Origin of the sequence: Paeniroseomonas aquatica (assembly GCF_030409335.1) — a bacterium.
GTDB lineage: Bacteria > Pseudomonadota > Alphaproteobacteria > Acetobacterales > Acetobacteraceae > Belnapia > Belnapia aquatica.
On sequence record NZ_JAUFPN010000203.1, the window covers coordinates 24725 to 44300 of the forward strand.

Annotated in this window: 21 protein-coding genes; 12 read left to right on the forward strand and 9 right to left on the reverse strand. The window is 72.4% G+C overall.

The window, feature by feature from the left end; all coding sequences use genetic code 11:
• The first annotated feature begins 30 nt into the window (after positions 1-30).
• The gene (locus tag QWZ14_RS27280; protein WP_290320203.1) at positions 31-2211 is read left to right on the forward strand and encodes a PAS domain S-box protein; all 2181 of its coding nucleotides are present in this window, start codon (positions 31-33) and stop codon (positions 2209-2211) included.
• 25 nt (positions 2212-2236) lie between these two features.
• Here QWZ14_RS27280 and aroB read toward each other — a convergent pair whose 3' ends face one another.
• Positions 2237-4000: a 3-dehydroquinate synthase gene (gene aroB, locus QWZ14_RS27285; RefSeq protein WP_290320204.1), complete on the reverse strand. Its 1764-nt coding sequence runs from the start codon at positions 3998-4000 to the stop codon at positions 2237-2239.
• 109 nt (positions 4001-4109) lie between these two features.
• Here aroB and QWZ14_RS27290 point away from each other — a divergent pair, with 109 nt between their 5' ends.
• Together QWZ14_RS27290 and QWZ14_RS27295 are read left to right on the forward strand one after the other, a co-directional pair.
• Positions 4110-4256, forward strand: coding sequence for a hypothetical protein (locus QWZ14_RS27290; protein ID WP_290320205.1), 147 nt, complete (start codon positions 4110-4112; stop codon positions 4254-4256).
• A 7-nt stretch (positions 4257-4263) separates the two neighbouring features.
• Positions 4264-5181: a tyrosine recombinase gene (locus QWZ14_RS27295; protein WP_290320206.1), complete on the forward strand. Its 918-nt coding sequence runs from the start codon at positions 4264-4266 to the stop codon at positions 5179-5181.
• Positions 5182-5197: 16 nt separating this feature from the next.
• On the opposite strand, the gene QWZ14_RS27300 is transcribed toward QWZ14_RS27295, so the two are convergent.
• Both QWZ14_RS27300 and QWZ14_RS27305 read right to left on the reverse strand, forming a co-directional pair.
• A complete protein-coding gene (locus tag QWZ14_RS27300; protein ID WP_290320207.1) occupies positions 5198-7276 on the reverse strand; it encodes a TonB-dependent receptor in 2079 nt (692 codons plus the stop codon).
• 67 nt (positions 7277-7343) lie between these two features.
• On the reverse strand, positions 7344-8066 hold the full coding sequence (locus QWZ14_RS27305; protein WP_290320208.1) for a maleate cis-trans isomerase family protein: 723 nt from the start codon (positions 8064-8066) through the stop codon (positions 7344-7346).
• 89 nt (positions 8067-8155) lie between these two features.
• Here QWZ14_RS27305 and QWZ14_RS27310 point away from each other — a divergent pair, with 89 nt between their 5' ends.
• The 6 genes from QWZ14_RS27310 to QWZ14_RS27335 all read left to right on the forward strand — a co-directional run bounded on the left by QWZ14_RS27310 (position 8156) and on the right by QWZ14_RS27335 (position 10958).
• Positions 8156-8605, forward strand: a complete 450-nt coding sequence (locus tag QWZ14_RS27310) for an Rrf2 family transcriptional regulator (RefSeq protein ID WP_290320209.1) — start codon at positions 8156-8158, stop codon at positions 8603-8605.
• 58 nt (positions 8606-8663) lie between these two features.
• Positions 8664-9056 carry a group III truncated hemoglobin gene (locus QWZ14_RS27315; RefSeq protein ID WP_290320210.1) on the forward strand — a complete coding sequence of 131 codons (393 nt, stop codon included), beginning with the start codon at positions 8664-8666 and terminating at the stop codon, positions 9054-9056.
• 16 nt (positions 9057-9072) lie between these two features.
• Positions 9073-9351, forward strand: a complete 279-nt coding sequence (locus tag QWZ14_RS27320; RefSeq protein WP_290320211.1) for a DUF1971 domain-containing protein — start codon at positions 9073-9075, stop codon at positions 9349-9351.
• A 75-nt stretch (positions 9352-9426) separates the two neighbouring features.
• Positions 9427-9843, forward strand: a complete 417-nt coding sequence (locus QWZ14_RS27325) for a rhodanese-like domain-containing protein (RefSeq protein WP_290320212.1) — start codon at positions 9427-9429, stop codon at positions 9841-9843.
• 11 nt (positions 9844-9854) lie between these two features.
• The gene (locus QWZ14_RS27330) at positions 9855-10322 is read left to right on the forward strand and encodes a DUF3237 domain-containing protein (protein WP_290320213.1); all 468 of its coding nucleotides are present in this window, start codon (positions 9855-9857) and stop codon (positions 10320-10322) included.
• Between the two features lie 51 nt (positions 10323-10373).
• Positions 10374-10958 carry a LysE family translocator gene (locus tag QWZ14_RS27335; protein ID WP_290320214.1) on the forward strand — a complete coding sequence of 195 codons (585 nt, stop codon included), beginning with the start codon at positions 10374-10376 and terminating at the stop codon, positions 10956-10958.
• Here QWZ14_RS27335 and QWZ14_RS27340 read toward each other — a convergent pair.
• Positions 10955-12094: an AGE family epimerase/isomerase gene (locus QWZ14_RS27340; RefSeq protein WP_290320215.1), complete on the reverse strand. Its 1140-nt coding sequence runs from the start codon at positions 12092-12094 to the stop codon at positions 10955-10957. The two genes, QWZ14_RS27335 and QWZ14_RS27340, sit on opposite strands and share 4 nt — an antisense overlap.
• A 124-nt stretch (positions 12095-12218) precedes the next feature.
• Between QWZ14_RS27340 and QWZ14_RS27345 the strand changes: the two genes are divergently transcribed.
• Positions 12219-13073, forward strand: a complete 855-nt coding sequence (locus QWZ14_RS27345; protein ID WP_290320216.1) for a cytochrome c — start codon at positions 12219-12221, stop codon at positions 13071-13073.
• Between the two features lie 9 nt (positions 13074-13082).
• Here QWZ14_RS27345 and QWZ14_RS27350 read toward each other — a convergent pair whose 3' ends face one another.
• The 4 genes from QWZ14_RS27350 to QWZ14_RS27365 are packed head-to-tail and all read right to left on the reverse strand — an operon-like array spanning position 13083 to position 16091.
• Positions 13083-13763, reverse strand: coding sequence for an amino acid ABC transporter permease (locus QWZ14_RS27350; RefSeq protein ID WP_290320217.1), 681 nt, complete (start codon positions 13761-13763; stop codon positions 13083-13085).
• A 4-nt stretch (positions 13764-13767) separates the two neighbouring features.
• On the reverse strand, positions 13768-14448 hold the full coding sequence (locus QWZ14_RS27355; protein WP_290320218.1) for an amino acid ABC transporter permease: 681 nt from the start codon (positions 14446-14448) through the stop codon (positions 13768-13770).
• Between the two features lie 3 nt (positions 14449-14451).
• Positions 14452-15213, reverse strand: a complete 762-nt coding sequence (locus tag QWZ14_RS27360; protein ID WP_290320219.1) for an amino acid ABC transporter ATP-binding protein — start codon at positions 15211-15213, stop codon at positions 14452-14454.
• Positions 15210-16091 (reverse strand): transporter substrate-binding domain-containing protein, encoded by an 882-nt coding sequence (locus QWZ14_RS27365; protein WP_290320220.1) that lies wholly within the window; start codon positions 16089-16091, stop codon positions 15210-15212. Before QWZ14_RS27365 ends, QWZ14_RS27360 begins: the two co-directional genes overlap by 4 nt.
• A 178-nt stretch (positions 16092-16269) precedes the next feature.
• On the opposite strand from QWZ14_RS27365, the gene QWZ14_RS27370 reads away from it, so the two are divergent.
• Positions 16270-16503 carry a hypothetical protein gene (locus tag QWZ14_RS27370; protein ID WP_290320221.1) on the forward strand — a complete coding sequence of 78 codons (234 nt, stop codon included), beginning with the start codon at positions 16270-16272 and terminating at the stop codon, positions 16501-16503.
• Positions 16504-16517: 14 nt separating this feature from the next.
• On the opposite strand, the gene QWZ14_RS27375 is transcribed toward QWZ14_RS27370, so the two are convergent.
• A complete protein-coding gene (locus QWZ14_RS27375; RefSeq protein WP_290320222.1) occupies positions 16518-18056 on the reverse strand; it encodes a porin in 1539 nt (512 codons plus the stop codon).
• A gap of 178 nt (positions 18057-18234) precedes the next feature.
• On the opposite strand from QWZ14_RS27375, the gene QWZ14_RS27380 reads away from it, so the two are divergent.
• Entirely contained in the window at positions 18235-19542 is a 1308-nt protein-coding gene (locus tag QWZ14_RS27380) for a hypothetical protein (RefSeq protein ID WP_290320223.1), read from the forward strand.
• Positions 19543-19576 lie beyond the last annotated feature (34 nt).

Genomic DNA, 19576 nt, shown 5'->3' on the forward strand with positions numbered 1-19576 from the left:
GCAGCAGGCCGGAAGGCTGGGGAGCGGTTGGTGCCTGACGACGCCGGTGGTTCGGTGCCTGAGATCGAAGCGATCCGAGCCTTCGCGGAGACCTCTCCCGCGGCTGTCGCGGTATTGGCCGGTCCCTCGCATCGGGTGCTGTATCTCAACCCTGCCTTCGGCGCGATCTGCGTCGAAGACCCGGAGTCCCTGCTGTGCAGGCCGGCGGCCGAGGCCATTCCGGAGCTGGCCGTCGGCGGTTTCCTGGCCACGCTGGACCGGGTCCGCACCAGCGGCCAACCCTATCGGGCCACCGCCCGTTCCCTGCCGGTCGGGCGTCCGGGGCGGGTGTTCGATGCCGAGGTCTCGGCCATTCGCGGCCGCGACGGAACGCTCTGCGGCGTGCTGGTGCAGTTGCGCGACGTGACCGAGGCCGAGGCCCGGCTGCATCGCGCGGAAGCCGCCGCGGCCGTGCTCGATGCGGTCTTCGAGCATGCCCCGGTCGGCCTCGCCGTGGCCGCGGAGCCCGAGAGCCGCAGCATCCGGGTCAGCCGGCATGGCTTGGGCATGGCCGGGCGCGAGCCGGCCGAGCTCCTGGCCGGACTCGTCTCGCACCGCCCGGCCGGTTGGGGCATCTTCCACCGGGATGGCGAAACGCCCGCCCGGCCGGAGGAACTGCCGCTGGTCCGGGCGCTGCACCAGGGCGAGGCAGTGTCCCGCCAGCATTGGGTGCTGCGGGGCGAGGACGGCACCGCGCGCCGGGTGCAATGCACCGCCGCGCCGGTGCGGGACGGCGCCGGTCGCATCGCCGGCGGGTTGCTCGCCTGGGGCGAGCCCTGGGATCCGGGCGAGCGGCCGCTGCCCCCCATCGACGCCCGCTATCGGGCCCTGGTCGAAACCGGCGCGCTGGCGGTCTGGACCACGACGGCGGATGGCAGCCTGATCAGCATCGGCGGCTGGGCGTCGCTGACCGGCCAGTCCCCGGCCGAGGTGATCGGCTGGGGCTGGCTGGACGCCATCCACCCCGAGGACCGCCCGCTCGTCCATGACCGCTGGTCCCGGGCCGTCGCCAGCGGCCGGGTCTACGAGGCGGAGTACCGGCTGCGCGGTCCCCGCGGCGAATGCCGCTGGACCGCGGCCCGGGCGGCGCCCTTGCGGGACGGCGACGGCGCCATTCGCGAATGGCTCGGCGTCAACATGGACATCGACGACCGCAAGCAGGCCGAGCGTGCCCTGCGCGAGAGCGAGGCGCGATTCCGCATCCTGGCCGAGGCCATGCCGCATCTGGTCTGGCAGACCGACGCGGCCGGGGAGCCGGATTACGTCAACGGCCGCTGGTCGGAAGTGACGGGGCATGACCTGGCGGGGCTGCGCGGCGGGGGCTGGCTCGCCGTGCTGCATCCGGAGGATCGTTCGGCGCTCGCCGCGGCCTGGGCCAAGGTATTGGCCGTGGGCGGCGACCTCGATGCCGATGCGCGCATCCTGACGCGGGACGGCCGCTACCGCTGGCACCGGGTGAAGGCGGCACCGGTGCGGAGCCCGGCCGGGGCGATCCGCCATTGGGTCGGCACCTGCACCGACGTCGACCAGAGCCACAGCGCGGAGGCGCAGCTTCGGGAAGCCCTGGCCGCCCGCGAGCTGCTGGCGCGGGAGGCGGACCACCGCATCAAGAACAGCCTGCAACTGGTCGCCGCGCTGCTCCGCCTGCAGGCCGGGCGGGTGACCGAGCCGGCGGCGCGGGAAGCGCTGGAGGCGGCGACCGCCCGGGTGCAGGCCGTCGCCGAAGCCCATCGTGCGCTGCAGCTCAGTCCGGATTTCCGCAGCATCCGCCTGTCCGACATGCTGCGGGAGCTGGCCACCGGCGCGGCGGCGCAGCATCCGGCGGCGGATATCCGCATCGATGCGGAGGATGGGCTGACCCTGGATGCCGAGCGCGCCATTCCGCTGGCTCTCATTCTGTCGGAACTGGTCACCAATGCGCTGCGCCACGCCTATCCCGGCGGCGCCGCCGGCCCTGTCTACGTGGCCGCGCGGCTGGAGGCAGGGGCGATCCTGGCCGAGGTGCGGGACGCCGGCAGCGGCGTGCCGGCCGGGGCAACGGTCAGCCTCGGGGAGACCGTGGTCCGCAGCCTGGCGAAGCAGATCGGCGCGGTGATCGTCTCCGAGCAGAGCCCCGGCGGCGGCACCCGGGTGACGTTGCGGCTGGCCCTCGAGTCCGACACCCCAGGCTGACCAGCCGCGGTGGCCGGCGTGGTCCTCAGCCCGTGCAGCCCTCGTCGCGCAGCAGCCGCTCCACCTGCGCCACCGGCACGTCGCCGGCGGTGAAGGCCTCGCCCGGTCCGCGCAGCAGCACGAAGCGCAGCGCCCCGTCGCGGGCCTTCTTGTCCTTCCGCATCCGCCCCAGCAGCGCCTCGGCCGAGAATTCGCGCGGCAGGTCGGCGATGCGGGCCGGCATGCCGCAGGCTTGGAGATGGGCGATCACCCGCCCCGGCAGCTCCTGGCTGCAATGGCCGAGCCGGGCCGATAGGCTGGCCGCCAGCCCGAGGCCGATGCCCACCGCCTCGCCATGCAGCAGGCTGCCGCCATAGCCGCATTCCGCCTCCAGCGCATGGCCGAAGGTATGGCCCAGGTTGAGCAGGGCGCGGCCGCCCTCGGCGCTTTCCTCCCGCTCGTCCCCGGCGACCACCGCGGCCTTCAGCTTGCAGCTCTCCAGCACCGCATGGACCAGGGCCGGGGCGTCACCGGCGACCAGCGCCGGGCCATGCGCTTCGCACCAGTGCCAGAAGGCCTCGCCCGAGAGCAGCCCGTGCTTGGCCACTTCGGCATAGCCGGCCCGCAGCTCGCGCGGCGGCAGCGTGGTGAGCGTCCCGGTATCGGCCAGCACGATGCGGGGCTGGTGGAAGGCGCCGACCAGGTTCTTGCCCAGCGCCAGGTTCACCCCGGTCTTGCCGCCCACCGAGCTGTCGACCTGGGCCAGCAGGGTGGTCGGCAGCTGCACGAAGGGCAGGCCGCGCAGCGCGACCGCCGCGGCGAAGCCGGCGAGGTCGCCGACCACGCCGCCGCCCAGCGCCAGCACCGCGGTCCGCCGGTCGGCACCCGCCGCCAGCATCCGTTCCAGCACCGCCTGCAGGGTCGGGAAGCCCTTGCTGGCCTCGCCCGGCGCGACGGTGATCTCGGCGGTGATGGCAAAGCCGGCCTCGGCCAGCCCCTCCCGCAGCGCGGGCAGGTGCAGGGGGGCGACGGTCTCGTCGGTCACGATCACCACCCGCCGCGCCGGCAGCACCGGGGCCAGCAGCGCCCCGGCCCGGGCCAGCAGGCCCTCGCCGACCAGGATGTCGTAGCTGCGTTCCCCGAGCGTCACCGGCAGCTTCGCCGGCGGGCGGAAGGCGTCCAGCGCATCCAGCACGCGGCGGGTGGTGACTTCGGGACTCTCGTCGGAACAGGCGATCACGATGTCGGCCTCGGCATAAAGGGGGTGGCGCGCCACCATCAGCCGTTCCAGCACCTCGGCCGGGTCGGCGTTGAGAAACATCGGCCGGTGCTCCCGCCCGGCGACGCGCTTCAGCAGGGTCCCCATGCGGCACTGCAGCCAGACCGAGACGGCGCCGGAGGCATGGATGGCGGCGCGGGTGCGGGCATCGGCGAAGGCACCGCCGCCGGTCGCCAGCACGATCGGCGGCCCGGCCAGCAGCCGGGCGATCACCCGGCGCTCGCCGTCGCGGAAATGCGCTTCCCCGTAGCGGGCGAAGATGTCGGTGATCGGCAGGCCGGCCGCCGCCTCGATCTCGGTATCGGCATCAAGGAAGGGCAGGCCGAGCCGCATGGCCAGCCGCCGGCCGATCGAGGTCTTGCCCGCGCCGGGCATGCCGACGAGCACGATGCCCCGCCTGGCATGGTGCGGCAGCGGCCGGGCGCGTTCGAGCGGCCCGGGCCAGGGGGCCAGGTCGGGGGCCGGGGGTGGCTCGGGAAGCCCCGATGACACACCCGATGGAACGAAGGCATTGGCGGTGTTGCGCGACACGATGCCCAAGGCTAGCACACCGCGGCCCTTCTGCGATGGGGGCGGAGTCATTCCAGAAGCCGTTCTTTTGCGTCTCCCGTATCGCGCCGATTCCAGGAGCCCATGTGCCATGTTCCGCCGCCCCATCCTGCTGCTGGCCGTGATCCTGCTCGCCCTGGTCGCGGCCGGGCTGCTGGCCGTCGGGGCCTTCCCGCCCACGGTGACCCCGACGCCGGTGGAGCGGGTGGTGCCGAACGACCGCTTCCAGACCCGCTGACCGCCGCGTGTCCGGCGCGCTGCGGGAGGCCTTCCTCGAGATGCTGGCGGCCGAGCGTGGCGCCGCCCGCAACACCCTGTCGGCCTATGGCAACGACCTCGAGGATTTCGCCGCCTTCTGCGCCCGGCGTGGCCTGTCCGAGGCCGCGGCCGGGCCGGAGCTGCTGCGGGACTACCTTCGCTCGCTGGCCGATCTCGGGCTGAAGCCACGCACCGCGGCACGGCGGCTCTCGACGCTGCGCCAGTTCTTCCGCTTCCTGGCGCGGGAGGGCATCCGCCCGGATGACCCGAGCGAATTGCTGGAGGGCCCGCGGCCGACGGCGCCGCTGCCCAAGCCGATCACCGAGGCGGAGATCGCCGCCCTGCTCGCCGGGGCGGCGACGCTGCCCCGCCGGCGCGGCCCGCTGGCCGTCGCGGCGATCGAGCTGCTCTATGGCGCCGGGCTGCGCGCCAGCGAGCTGGTCACCCTGCCGGCCGCGGCGCTGCGGGCTGACCAGCCGATGATCAGCGTGCGCGGCAAGGGCGGCAAGGAACGGCTGGTGCCGATCTCGGCCGGGGCGCGGGCGGCGGCCCAGGCGGCCCGGCAGGCGGACGACCGGGCGGTCGCCGCCACGCCACGGGCGCTGCGCTGGCTGTTTCCCTCGCGCGGGGCGGCCGGGCACATGACCCGGCAGGGGCTGGGGCTGCTGCTGAAGGAGGCCGCCGACGCCGCCGGCATCCCGGCGGAGCGGGTCAGCCCGCACGTGCTGCGGCATTCCTTTGCCAGCCATCTGCTGGCCCGCGGCGCCGACCTGCGCAGCCTGCAGATCCTGCTCGGCCATGCCGATATTGCCACCACCCAGATCTATACCCAGGTGATGGAGGAACGGCTGCGCGCCCTGGTCGAGGCGCATCACCCGCTCGCCGAGCCGCCCGAGGCGGATTAGGCGGCGGGAGGGCGGTTCAGAAGGCCCGGCTCAACCCGCCGAAGATCCCGCGCCGGGTACCGTACTGCGGCGCGCCGACGCCGATGCCGCTGCCGTCGCGCAGTTGGTAGGCGGTGTCGAAGACATTCAGCACGTCCAGCCGGGCGGTCCAGATCGCCTTGTCCGGCCCGGTGAAATCCTGCTGCACCCCGAGGTTGACCGTCGCATAGGGAGAGAGCTTCTCGGTATTGGCGAAGCCCCGGCGCAGGCCGCTGCCATAGAGCGAGCTGGCCGAGACGCGGCCACCCTCCCAGGCGTTCAGCACCGCCCCGGCCGAGCCGGTGAACAGCTGGTCGTGGTCGGTGCGGATCCATTTGCGGCTGATATAGGCCAGCTCCTCCGCCTCGAAGGTGTATTGCGCCGAGCGGATGTCGCGGGCGGCGGAGCGGCTGATGGCCAGGTTGGCGTAGAACAGCCAGCGGTCGTCCCGCCAATTGCCCGAGAACTCGACGCCGTAGACCTTGCCCTCGCGGTAATTGAAGGGGGTGAAGATCAGCGCATTGCCGAACTGGCCGAAATCCAGTAGGTCGCGCACGTCCTTGTAGTAGGCGTCGACGCCGAGCGTCAGGTGCGGGCCGATCTTCTGCGAGACGCCGATGTCGAAGCGATGCGCGCGTTCCGGCCGCACCGCGTCGTTGCGCAGGCTCTCCGGCGCGTTGGTGGTGTCCTGGAAGCGCTCCAGGGTCGGGGTCTGCACCAGTTCCTGCTGCGGCGGGGTGAAGGTGCGGGCATAGCCGGCATGCAGGGTGGTGCCCTCGGCCGGCCGCCACACCAGGTTGGCGCGCGGCGAGATCTGCCCGTTGGCGGTGTACTGCACCATCTGGTCGGCGCGGACGCCGAGGTTCAGGGTCAGCGCCTCGGTGACGCGCCACTCGTCCTGCACATAGGCGCCGTAGAGCCAGCCGACCCGGTTGCTGCGGTCGTTCAGGCCGAAGGGGTCGTCCAGCGCCTCGCCATCCGCGTCCAGCGGCAGCACCGTGGTCTGGCTGCGGAAGCGGCTGGCTTCCCGGCTGGCCTGGAGGCCGCCGCGCAGGGTGTGGTTGGCCGAGACCCGCCAGGCGGCATCCGCCTGGCCGCCGACCGTGACGCTGCCGCGATAGACGTCGGAGGCGACGCCGTTGAAGCGCGTCTCCCCCACCGTATCCGGGACGTAGTGGATCGAGCTGCTGCGGGTGAAGCCGGCCACCTGCACGTCGACGTCGCCGAGCGACTTCTGCACCGCCGCCACGCCGTACCAGTTGCGCTCCCACTGCCGGGCGCGCAGGTCGGCGCTGTCGAAGGCATCGCTGCCGAAGGCGGTGAAGCCGGTCTCCTGGCCCCGTGTCACCGGGATGCGGAAGCGGTTCAGCGAGGTGCCGGCGATCACCGAAAGCCGCGTCGTCTCGTCCAGCTGCCGCGCGGCATAGACCAGGCCGCGGGTTTGCTGCGACTGGCCGTTCAGCGCGGTGCGGGTGCGGGCCGGGTTCTCGATGCCCTGGTCGGTCCGCAGCAGGCTGCCGGTGGCGAAGACGTCCCAGTTGCCGGCAAAGCCCGCCCAGCTGGCGGAAGGCTGCAGGGTGCCGCGCGAACCGCCGTACATCGAGAGGCTGCCGCCGGGGTCGCGCGCGCCGCTGCGGGTTTCGAGGTCGATCACCGCATTGGTGCGGAAGCCGAATTGCGCCGGCAGGGCGCCGGTCAGGACCGAGACACTGCGCAGCGCCCGGGCGTCGAAGACCTGGCCGAAGCCCGAGAGGCCTTCCGGCAGCACCACGCCGTTCAGCCGGTACTGCAGGTTGCGGTGCTCGCCGCGGATATGGATGTCGCCGAAGCTGTCCTGCACCACGCCCGGGGTCTGGGCCAGCAGGGCATTCAGTGGCTGGTTGCCGCCGCCGGGCAGGCCCTCGATGGTGCGGCGGTCTACCGTGACCTCCCGCGCGCCGAAGCGCGCGAGGATGCCCTGGCGGGCCGCGGCGGCGCGTTCGGCCTGCACGACGAGATCGGGGAGAGTGGCTTCCGGGGCCGGCTGGGCGGCGGCCGGGATGGCCAGGAGCAACAGGGGCAGGGTGAGGCGTGTCATGGGAAGACGTTATGTTATAACGTCCTATTCTGGCAACACGCTGAGCGGCGATGAATCACCCTGCTTGCTAAGGCAGGCCGAACACGCGGCCCCAGCGGGCCAGCCCGGCAGTCGGGGCGCCGGCCGCCCGCAGCGCGCCCCAGAGCGACACGGCGACGCTGTCCAGCACCGGGACGCCGGTCGCCGCTTCCAGCGCCGGCGCCACCGCCGCACCGCGGAAGTTGGTGCAGTGGATGGCGATCGCCTCCGGCCCGGCCGCCGCGACCGCGCGCACCAGGTCTGCCACCACGGATTCCGGGTGGTCGGCGAAGCTGTAATTGCCGGGGTCCTTCAGGTGACGCTCCGCCACGCATTCCAGCCCAGCGGCGGCCCAGCGCGCGAGGATCGCCTGCTGCACGCTGCCGAGATAGGGCGTCACCAGGCCGATCCGCCTGGCGCCGAAGAGGGCGAGCGCATCCAGCAGCGCCATGGTGGCGGTCAGCGCGGGGATGCCGGTATGGGCGGTGATCGCCGCGCAGACCGCGCGGTCCTGCTCCAGCCCGAGCCAGGCGCCGGAGGTACCGTTCCAGCAGATGGCATGCACCTTGGCGTCGGCCAGCAGCTCGGCCGCCGCCAGCATCGGCGCGAGGTCGAATTGCGCGCGGGAGCCGTCGCCGAGGTCGATGGCGACCACGCGGATGCGGGCGAAATGCGCGGTGATCGTCGGCGAGGCCGCCAGCATCGCCGCCGTCGCCGGCTCCAGCACGGTATTCGAGGACGGGGTCAGCATGCCGAGGCGGATCGCGTTCATGCCGCATGGTCGGGGCGGCACCGGAAGGGGTCAAGCATTGCCGCGCTGGGCATTGCCGCGGCGCGCGGCCGGGCCGTAAGAGGCAGGCCATGCGCCTCACCCTGCATACCGACTACGCGCTCCGCCTGCTGATGCTGCTGGCGATGGAGCCGGGGCGGCTGCACACCATCGAGGAGGTCGCGCGCCGCCACGGCATCTCCCGCAATCACCTGATGAAGGTGACGCAGACCCTGGCCCAGTCCGGCTTCGTCGAAAGCCTGCGCGGCCGCGGCGGCGGGCTGCGGCTGGCGCGGCCGGCCGCGGCCATCGCCCTGGGGGAGGTGGTGCGCGCCACGGAGGACAGCTTCGCCCTGGTCGAATGCTTCGATCCCGCGCGCAATGCCTGCGTGCTCGCCACCGGCTGCGGCCTGCGCGGCCCGATCGAGGAGGCACTGGCGGCCTTCCTCGCGGTGCTCGATCGCCACTCGCTCGCCGATCTCCTCGGCAACCCCGGCACCTTGCGGCAGATGCGGCGCCTGCTGCCGGAGGATGCGCCTTGACGCCGGCGCCGATGACGCGCGATATAATAGGTATATAAATTACCTCTTTGGGGCCGCCATGATCCCGCAACCGCCCGCCGGGCTCGACGAAGCGATGATCGAGACCCTGGTCCATGGCTTTTACGCCCGCATCCGCGCCGATGCCGTGCTTGGCCCGATCTTCGCCGCGCATATCCGGGACTGGGCGCCGCACCTGCGGCAGATGACCGCCTTCTGGTCCTCGGTGGCGCTGACCAGCGGCCGCTACCAAGGCAACCCGATGCAGAAGCACCAGCCGTTGCCGATCGGCCCCGCGCATTTCGCCCATTGGCTCATGATCTTCGAGGCGACGGCGCGCGACCTCTGCCCGCCCGCCGCCGCCGAGCACCTCATTCTCCGCGCCCGCCGCATCGCCGCCAGCCTGGAACATGGTGTCGCCGCCGCGCGGGGCGAATTGCCGCGGGTCGCCTGAGGTGGGGTGCCTGCGGGTGCCGGGCCTTCCGGCCGGGCTCGTCGTCACCCGGCGGACCCCGGAATTCGATGCTGCCAGCCTGCCCGCGGCGCTGCGCCGGGACCACCGGACCAGGCCCGGGACCTGGGCGCTGATCCACGTCCTGGAAGGCGCCTTGGCCTATCGGACCCAGGACCCGCCCGGCGAGTCCATCCTCACGCCCGGCAACCCCGGGCTGGTGCGGCCGGAGCAGCCGCATGCGGTGGAACCGCTCGGCCCGGTGCGCTGCTTCGTCGAGTTCCACGCCGCGCCCTGAGCGCCGGGGAGGCCTCGGCATTGCCCTCCATGCCCCCGGCGGCCATGCTCCGGCCGATATGCAGGAGACCCCGCCATGCCCGGCGTAGCCGATGTCACCCCCGCCGCCACCTGGGAGGCCCTGTCCCAGGACCCCGCCGCCGCCCTGATCGATGTCCGCACCGATGCCGAGTGGAGCTTCGTCGGCATCCCCGACCTCGCCGAGGTCGGCAAGCAGGTCGTGCTCATCCCCTGGCAGGTCTATCCCTCGATGCAGGTGAACGGCGCCTTCGCCGAGCATCTCCGCAAGGCCGGGCTGCATCCCGAGAGCAAGCTCTACTTCATCTGCCGCTCCGGCGTGCGCAGCCTGGCGGCCGGGCAGGCGGCCCAGGCGGCGGGCTTCCCGCTGGCCTACAACGTCGCCGGCGGCTTCGAGGGCCCGGTCGATGCCGAGGGCCATCGCGGCCAGGTCGCCGGCTGGAAGGCCGAGGGCCTGCCCTGGCTGCAACGCTGAAGGAGATGCCCATGACCCCCTTGCCCTTCGCCGGCGAATTCCTCTTCCGCGCCGTGCTCTCGGTCGGTGCGCCGCAGGCCGTCGGCACCACCCGCACCGGCGAGCTCCGGATCGTCCCGGTCACCGGCGGCAGCATCGAGGGTCCGGCCCTGACCGGGGAGGTGCTGCCCGGCACCGCCGCCGACTGGCTGCGGGTGGACCCGGACGGCAGCGCCCACATGGACGTGCGGCTGACCATCAGGACCACCGAAGGCCATGTCGTCTTCATGCACTACAGCGGCATCCGCACCGCCAAGCCTCCGGTCCTGGCCCGGCTGAACGCCGGCGAGGCGGTCGACCCCGCCGAATACTACTTCCGCACCGCGGTGCGCTTCGAGACCGGCGCGGCGCCACTCGCCTGGCTGAACCGCATCCTCGCGGTCGGCATCGGCCAGCGCCCGCCGGGCGGCCCGACCTACGACGTCTATGCGGTGAAGTAGCCCGGCGCAGCGCGCCCGCCCCCAGTCCGGCGAAAGCTGTCTGAGGACCGCATGGCAGACCCCGTCCTGTTCACCCTGGCCGTGCTGGCCATCCTCGGCACGCCCGGGCCGACGAATTCCCTGCTGGCCACCGCCGGCGCTACCGCCGGGATGCGCCGCTCGCTGCCGTTGATCGCGGCCGAGGCAGCGGGCTATGCCCTGGCGATCCTGACGATCGGGCTGGTGCTGGGGCCGGTGATGGCGGGCGCGCCGCTGCTGGCCACGGCGCTGCGGGTGGCGGTGGGGGGCTACCTGCTGCTGCTGGCCGTCCGCCTCTGGCGCCTTGGCGGGGCGACTTTGGCGACGGGCGCGGTGGTGACGCCGCGGCAGGTCTTCGTCACCACGCTGCTCAACCCGAAGGCCATCGTCTTCGCCCTCGGCGTCCTGCCCTTCGGCGCAGGGCCGGGCGTCTGGCCACCCTACATGCTCGGCTTCCTGCTGCTGCTGGTCGCGGTAGCAACCGCCTGGATCGCCGCTGGTGCCATGCTCGGCGGTGTCGCCGGCCGGCGGGGCTGGAGCGGGGCGGTACCGCGGGTCGGGGCCGCCGCCGTCGGGGGATTTGCCGTCCTGATGCTGGTGCTGCCCCTGATCCGCTAAGGCCGGCCCAGCGCCCGGCGCAGCTCCGCATAGGCGACGAAGAGGTGGTACAGCGAGGTGGCGGGGATCGGCCCCGCCACCGGCCGCCGCGCCTCGTCATAGGTCTCGGTCCAGAGCCCCCTTGGCCGGGGCGACAGGTGCAGCGCCATCAGCCCGCGCAGCAGGCGCGGCGCCCAGTCCGGCCCCGCCGCGTCGGGCCGTACCAGCGCCGCCTTCAGCGCCTCGGTCTGCGGCCAGAGGCGCAGCATCGGGTCCAGCACCGCACCGGTTTCGGCGACGGCATAGCGCAGCAGCCCGGTCCGTGGCTCCAGCGCATGGCGCCGGGCGAAGCCGAGCAGCGCGGAGGCCTCCCCCCGCGTCTCGAGGCCGAGCTGGGCCGCAGCGCGGTGGAGCAGCCAGACCCATTCGCAGTGATGCCCGGGCCAGGTGACCCGGCCCGGATAGGGCTCCGGCAGCCGCTGCCAGGCGGGGCCGTAGTATTCGGCCAGCGTTCCGGTCGCGGGGTCGAACAGCCGCGCCTGGAACAGCCGCACGAGGTCGCGCGCCGCGGCGGCGAAGCGGGCCTCGCCGGTCACGGCCTGCAGCGCCAGCATCGCTTCCAGCAGGTGCATGTGGGGGTTCTGCAGCCTGGGCCCCGGCGTATCCGGCCAGGCATTGGCGAAGCCCGGGGTATCGCCCAGCCGCATCCGCCGCTCGATCGCATCCAGCGTCCGGTGTGCCCAGCCGATTGCCTCCGCCGCGCCGGCGCGGGCCAGCCAGGCCAGCGCCAGCAGCATGAAGGCCTGATCGTAGAGATCGACGACCGGGTCGAGCACCGTGCCGTCCGCGGCGGTCTCGCCCACCCAGCCATCGGCCCAGGCCCGGTCGCGCAGCCGCCGCCAGGCCGCCATCGCCACCGGTAGCCCATGCGGCCAGCCGAGCTGCGCGGCATGGGCATAGACATAGATTTGTCGCGCCTGGGCGAGGGTCGTCACGCCCTGGCGCGGCACCGGCCGGGCCGCCTCGTCGTACTGCTCGGCGAAGCGGCCGCCGCGGCACCAGAGCGGCAGCGCCGCCGTCTCCATCCAGTCGAGAAAGGGCAGGGCGGCGCGCCGCAACGCGTCGCGGGGCCGGGGAGCGGCCTGGGTCGAGGTCATGCGGGATGGTAGGTCGCCGGGATCGCCAGGACCGCTCCCGCCAACAGGAACGTGACCGACCGGGCCGGTTGCGCCGCATGCCGGATCAGGGCTGTCATGGGCGCAACAAAATGGGGGCGTTCCGATGCGGGCCGGTGTCTGGGCAATCATGGCGGCGTGGTTCTGCTGCGCCGGGGCGGCCGTGGCGCAGGAGGAGGCGGCACTGCTCGCACGCGGCCGCAGCCTGGTGGAAGGCGTCGCCGCCTGCGGCAATTGCCACACGCCGAAGGGCCCCGACGGGGAGCTGCCCGGCATGGCGCTGGCCGGCGGCCTGGTCATCGAGGAGCCCGGCCTGTTCCGCGCCGTGGTCCCAAACATAACCCCGGACGAGGAAACCGGCCTCGGCCGCTGGACCGATGCGCAGGTCGCCCTGGCCATCCGCGAGGGGCGCCGGCCCGACGGCAGCCTCATCGGCCCGCCCATGCCGATCGAGCTCTACCGCGGCATCGCCGACCGCGACCTGGCGGCGATGGTCGTCTATCTCCGCAGCGTGCCGGCGGTGCGGAACGCGGTGGCCGGCAGCTCGGCCTACCAGATGCCGCTGCCGCCGACCTACGGTCCCGCGGTCGGTCGGGTGCCGCTGCCGGCCGACACCGCCGTGGCGCGCGGCGCCTACCTCGCCGGGCCGGTCGGCCACTGCATCGAATGCCATACCCCGACGGGCCCCGGCGGGGGCCGGGACTGGTCACGGACCGGGGCCGGCGGCCCGCCCCTGGCGACGCCTTTCGGTCCCGTGGTCCCCCGCAACATCACCCCGAGCCGCCGCGACGGCATCGGCGGCTGGAGCGACGACGACATCCGCCGGGCGGTGAGCGAGGGCATCGCCCCCGATGGCCGCCGGCTGGCCCCGCCGATGGCCTATCCGTATTACGCGCGGATGCGGCGGGCGGAGCTCGATGACCTCGTCGCCTACCTGCGGTCGCTGCCGGCCACGCCCTGAGGCGGGCAGCTACCGCCGGCCGGCGATCTGGCGGTTCTCGAGCCGGCTCAGCAACCGCACCACCGGCCAGAGCAGCAGGAAGTAGATCACCGCCGCGGCCATGATCGGCGTCGCGTTGTAGGTCACGCTCTGCGCCTGCCGCGCCTGGAACAGCAGCTCCGGCAGCGCCACCACGCTGGCGATGGAGGTGAGCTTCACCACCTCCAGCGTGTTGCTGATCAGATCCGGCAGCACGTTCCGCACCGCCTGCGGCAGCACGACATGGGCCATGGTCTGCCAGCGGGTCAGGCCGGTGGAGCGGGCCGCCTCGAGCTGCCCGCGCGGCACGCTCTCGATCCCGGCCCGCAGCACCTCCCCGTAGTAGGCGCCGGTGTTGAGGAAGAAGCCGATGGCGACGGCGCCGATGGCCGAGACCTCGATGCCGGCGAAGGGCAGCCCGGCATAGACGAAGACCAGCAGCACCAGCGGCGGCAGCGCCCGGAACAGGTCGACCCAGGCGATCAGCGGCCAGCGCACCCATCGGCTCCGCACCGTGGACAGCAGTGCCAGCACCGTGCCGCCGATGACGCCGAGCGGCACCACGATGGCCGAGAGCAGCAGCGTGATCTTGAACCCAGACCACAGGATCGGCCAGGCCTGCCGCAGGATGTCGAGCGAGAAGAAGGCCAGCAGGAAATCGTCGAAGGTCATGGCGTCACCGCTTCCAGGCGAAGCGTGTCTCGACCCAGCGGCCGAGGATCACGACGGGGAAGAACAGCACCACGTAGGCGATGGCCCCGAGCGTCAGCGGCGTCGGGTTGAAGCTGAAGGAGACGCCCGCCTGGGCGGCGCCGAGGATATCCGGCACCGCCACCACGCTGGCCAGGGCGGTACCCTTGGTGATGGCGATGGTGCGGTTGGTCAGCGGCGGGATGGTCATCCGCAGCGCCTGCGGCAGCACCACCAGGGTCAGCGTCTGGAAGAAGCGCAGCCCGGTCGAGCGCGCCGCCTCCCATTGCCCCTTCGGCACCGCGGTGATGCCGGCCCAGAAGATCTCCTCGGTGAAGGCCATCAGCACCAGCGACAGCGACAGCCAGGCGGCGGCGAAGCCGCTGAGCGACAGCCCCGCGGCCGGCAGGCCGAAGTAGAGCAGCGCGATGATGACCAGTGGCGGCAGCGCGCGGAACAGGTCGACCAGGAAGATGATCAGCCAGTTCAGGGGCCGGATGGCGAAGCTGCGCACCACCGCCAGCGCCAGCCCCGCCGCGATCCCGGCCAGGATGATGCAGCCGGCGAGCAGGATGGTGAGCCAGAAGCCTTCGATGATCTTGGGCAGGTATTCGGCGGCGACGCGCAGGTTGAAGAAGCTGTCGAGGAAGCGGTCCCAGTTTGTCACGCGTCAGTGCCGTTCGATCTGGCCGATGAAGGCGCGGGTGCGCTCATGCTGCGGGTTGCCGAAGATGGCCGCCGGCGGCCCCTGCTCGAGGATGCGGCCGTCGTCCATGAAAATGACCCGGTCGGCCGCCGCCTTGGCGAAGCCCATCTCGTGGCTCACCACGACCATGGTCATGCCGCTCTCGCGCAGCTCGCGCATCGCGGCCAGGACGCCACCGACCAGCTCGGGGTCGAGCGCGCTCGTCGGCTCGTCAAACAGCATCACCCGCGGCTCCAGCGCGATGGCGCGGGCGATGGCGACGCGCTGCTGCTGCCCGCCGGAAAGCTGCCCGGGGTAGTGCCCGGCCCGGTCCGCCAGGTGCACCCGCTCGAGCGCCGCCCGCGCCCGGGCCTCGGCCGCCGGCCGGTCCAGCCCCAGGACCTTGCGCAGCGCCAGCGCCACGTTCCCCAGCGCCGTCATGTGCGGGTAGAGGTTGAAGGACTGGAACACCATCCCGATCCGCTGCCGGGCCTTGTTGATATCCGTGCCGCGGTCGAGCATGTCGATGCCGTCGACCGTGATGGAGCCGCCGGAGGGGTCCTCCAGCCGGTTCAGGCAGCGCAGCAGCGTCGACTTGCCGGAGCCGCTGGGGCCGATCACGAAGACCAGCTCCCGCTCCGCCACCACCAGATCGACCCCCTTCAGGACATGCAGGGCGCCGAAATGCTTGTGGATGCCCCTGGCCTGAACGATAGGGGCCTGAACGATGGGCGTCGCGGCGGTCACCCGCAGGCGGCCCGGCTCGGCGTCGGGTCATAGCCGGGCAGGCCGGGCGGGCCATAGCCGGGGAAGACCACCACCTCGGCCTGATCGTCGGCCGGCTTGGCACCGAACCACTTCTCCGACAGCCGGGCGACGGTGCCGTCCTTCTTCAGGCACTCGATCGCTTCCTCGAGCTGATTGCGCATGGCCTGGTTGTCCTGGCGCAGCGGCGTCGCCCAATGGAAGCGGGTGCCCGGCAGCACGAAATCGGCCACGTATTGCGGGGTGCGGCTGGCGCTGTAGCGGATGACGGTATTGCCGGAGAGATTGGCATAGGCCCGCCCCTGCAGCACCGCCTGCACCGCATCCGGCTGGGTGTCGAAGGCGAGCAGCGTGAGGTTCAGCCGCTCCCGGTTGGCATTCACCCAGGCCTCGTAAGGTGTGCCCTTGTTCACGCTGATGGTCTTGCCGCGCAGCTCCTCCTCGGAGCGGATCGGCGGGTTGCCGCGCTTGATGCCGAACTGCAACTCGGTCCAGAGGTAGCCCTCGGTGAACAGCAGGTTGGCGGCGCGCTCCGGCGTCACCGTGGTCGGCGCGCAGAGGAAGTCGTAGCGGCCGGCGTTCATCGCCGGGATCAGTCCGGAGAAGCTGGCCGAATCGATCACCAGCTGACGGTTCAGCTTCTTCGCCACCTCGGCGAAGAGGTCGACCTGGAAGCCCTGGACCCCGCCGGACAGGCTGGGGAAGGCATGCGGCGCGAAGGTGCCGTCGACCGCGCAGCGCAGCGGCGGCTGGCCGGAGTTGGCCGGGCCGACCGTGGTCTGGGCCAGGGCGGCGGGGGCGAGGGCAGGCAGGGCCAGGCCGGCGCCCAGCAGCAGGGCGGCGAACATTCTACGGGACATGGGCGTTTTCTCCGGCGCTGGCGAGGTCGGCCGGACGATCCTGCATTCCTCGGCGCGGCGCAACCGCCGGCCCTGCCATGAAATCGCCCCATCATCGGCAAGATGCCGCCAAGCGCCCGGTGTTTAACCATGCAGCGGGCCGGGTGGCCCAAGCCTGAGCAGAATGGAGCAGCCTACCATGCAACGGATCGCCTGCAGCCTGATCGGAGCCTCCCTCGCGGTGATCACCGTCCTGGTGGCCCTGCTGCTCAGCGACGCCCTCTCGCCTGGGCGCCTGCCGCCGATGCTGGCCTTCTGGGCCGCCTGCGCCGCCGGCGGCATGCTGATCGCGGGGCTGCTGCTGCTGGAGCGCGGCAGCCGCCACATCCCGGCCCTGGCCGGCATGGATGGCGGCGTCCGCTTCCCGCACTAGGGCCGACAGGCGCCCTAGAAAGCCAGCTGCGACCTGAGGGCGATGGTGTGGAACCGCTGCCCGATCTGGGTCGTCCCGGCCGGGTTCAGCCGGTCCACGTTGACCATGTCCCAGTTCAGCATGAAGCGCAGCAGGTTGTTCGGATACCAGCTCAGCCCCACTCCGACGACCTCCTGCCGGCCGCCGTAGACGCCGCCGGTGGTGCTGGCTGCGCTGCCGCGCCGGACCTTGTCGTTGAGATCGGCGACGCTGTAGCGACCCATCACCTCCCAGGCGCCCCAGCCACCCTCGGCGAGGCTGAAGGGCTGTCGCGGCGAAGGCCGGCCGAAGGCGCCGCTGGTGCTGCTATAGCGCCGCGTCTCGCCGGTCAGCACCCAGCTGCCCTCGACGTAGCCGCCCTCGAAGCCGAGGTCGGGCCGCGGCGCCGCGCCGGCCTGCGACTGCTCCATGCCGATCTTGATGTATTCGCCCTGCAGCATGAAGTTGCGCCACCGGACGCCGAACTCGGGTCCATAGGTATAGGCCCGGTCGGCCGCGATGGCGCCGGTATCGATCAGCCGCGACTGATCGATGCGCAGTTCCGGCCGGTCCCGCAGCTGCAGCGTCTGCCCGGCGGAACTGCGCCGGATGTCCGAGGCATAGGAGCCGCTGAAGCCGAGGTGGACGTCCATGTCGGCATTGGCGACCGGCCGCCCGGCGATGCGCGCCACGCCGCCGGTCTGGTCCGGGGTGCTCTGCGTCGCATTGCCGCCGTAGCTGCCGCCGGTGAAGTAGGCGCTCAGGAAATAGCGGTCCGCCGCCCAGCGCGCCCCGGCCGAGGCCCGGCCGTCGCCGCCCGCCACATTGCGGGCGATCTCGACGATGCTGGGCCGCTCGAGGAACAGGAAGTCGTTCGAGCTCATCGAATCGCCGAGCGTCACCCAGGGCTTGAAGTAGCCCAGCGTCAGGGTGAGCGGCTTGACCGGGTTCCAGTTAAAATTCGCCTCGTAGAGCCCGACCGTCCCATCCGGCGAGCCGCCGAAGTCCGGCGTCACGTTCAGGGTGAAGTCGTCGTAGCGGAAGCCGAAGAGCAGCCGGCCGCGCCGCAGGTTCTGCCCGAATGTATCGAGGTCGCGGACCCCGCGGTTGTTCGGGGTGCCCGGGCTGTCCCTGAGGTACCCGCCCAGGTCGTACTGGAACTGGCCGCCGAGCGAGGCCGAGAAGCGGCCATCGGCCGAGGTCAGGGTCGGGCGGTTGGCCGGGAAGGTCAGCCGCCCGGCATCCGGCGCCGGGGCCGCCGCCACGACCGGTGCGGCCGGCGCGGTGTCCAGCCGGCGGCGGGTCTCCTGCACCTCCGCGCGGGTGCGCTCGGCCTCCTGCCGGGCGGCGCGGGTTTCCGCCTCGCGCGTGGCCGCGTCCCGCCGGAGCCGGGTCAATTCGGACTGCAGGGCGCGCAGCTGGCGTTCGATCGATTCCATCCGGGCGCCGTCCTGCGCCATGGCCGGCATGGGCGCGGCGGCGGCCAGCACCAGGCCGCCCAGCAGCCCACTGGCCTGAAACACCTTCTTCGCCATTCCTGCGCCATCCATTTGCTGCACCGCGGCGCACCCTGCCGCCCGCATATAGACGCCAAGTGACAGCTTGGTTTCCGGCCGAAGACGATGCGACGGCGCATTCGCGCACCCGCCAGGAACGATCCCGGGCGGTACGCGCTCCGGTTGTGGACCCTGGGGCGAGGCCGGCTTGCGTGCAATGAGGACCTGGGTGCGGCGGGCTGGCCCGGCGCTGGCGCTATGGCTCGGCGGCTGCGCCGTGGTGGATTTCGCGCGGCCCGGCGCCACCGATGCCGAGACCACCTATGCCGGCACCTTCGCCTACTACGCCGAATTCTGCGCCCTGTCGCAGATCCGCAAGAAGCCGGGCTTCGGCGCCGAGGTCGTCGGCGAGATCGGCGGCCATGCGGTCTTCTACCTCAACGGCGCCTGCCGCGGCACCGGGCCCGACCGGCAGGTGCTGCGGCTCTGCGACGGGACCGGCGAAGCGGGCGTCGGCATCAGCATGAACGAGCATTTCCGCAACGCGAAATGGGTCGCCATTCCCGGACGCGACATCTTCTTCGACGGCGGGCTGCCGCCCGCTGCGCCGCTGACCCGCGCGGCCTATCGCCGCACCCAGGACGAGGCCCGTCGCCTCGGCCTCTATGACGGCATCGACTTCCACCCGCGCTTCTTCGCCGCGATGCCGGCCGGCGCCGACGCGGAGGCCTACAAGTACGAGATCTCGGTCGCCACCGATTACGCCATCAGCCATGGCCGCGGTCGCTACTGCGCCCGGGTGCCGGTGACCGAGCCGCAGATGCGGGCGATGATCGGGTTCCTCAACGCGGAGAACGCGCCCTACCGCAGCGGCGCCCGCGAGTTCCGCTGGAGCCTGTTCCGGGACAACTGCATCCACCTCGCCCACAACGCGCTGGCCGCCGCCGGCTTCTGGCAGGAATGGCCGACCAACCGGTCGCTGCTGGTCTCGATCCTCGACTTCCCGGTGCCGAAGAACGAGTTCGTCAACCTCATGCGCCGCGCCAACGACCCGGCCCTGGCGGACCCGATCGCCGTCTGGCGCGACCTCGCGGCGCGGCGGTCGGTGCTGGAGTTCGGCCAGCTGCCGGCGAGGCCCGGGGCCATCGCCCTGTCCTGGCCCGCCCGCGAGCCCAATGCCGTCTATGAAACGGCGCTCAAGCTGGTCTTCTACGACGAGCCGCATTTCGGACCCTATCGCGGCTGGCTGGAGGCGATCCTCGCCGACCCCGCCCAGGTCGAGCTGGAGGCGAACCTCCGTCACCACGCGAGGCTCGCCCGCGCCCAGCAGGCCGGCTGGCAGCCGCTGTCCTGGTGGCTGGCGCAACCCGGGATGCGGGAGGCCTCGGCCGCCGAGGTCGCCCGCTTCCGCGACCGCTACGCCGAGGCCCTCGGCCGGGATGTCGCCGCCATGGACCGGCAGCTGACGCTGGTGCAGCGGGCCCGGGCCGTGCCGGCTCGGCTCGCCACGGCCAGGCCCTTCTAGCCTGGATTATGCGCGAAGGCTGACGGGCATGGTG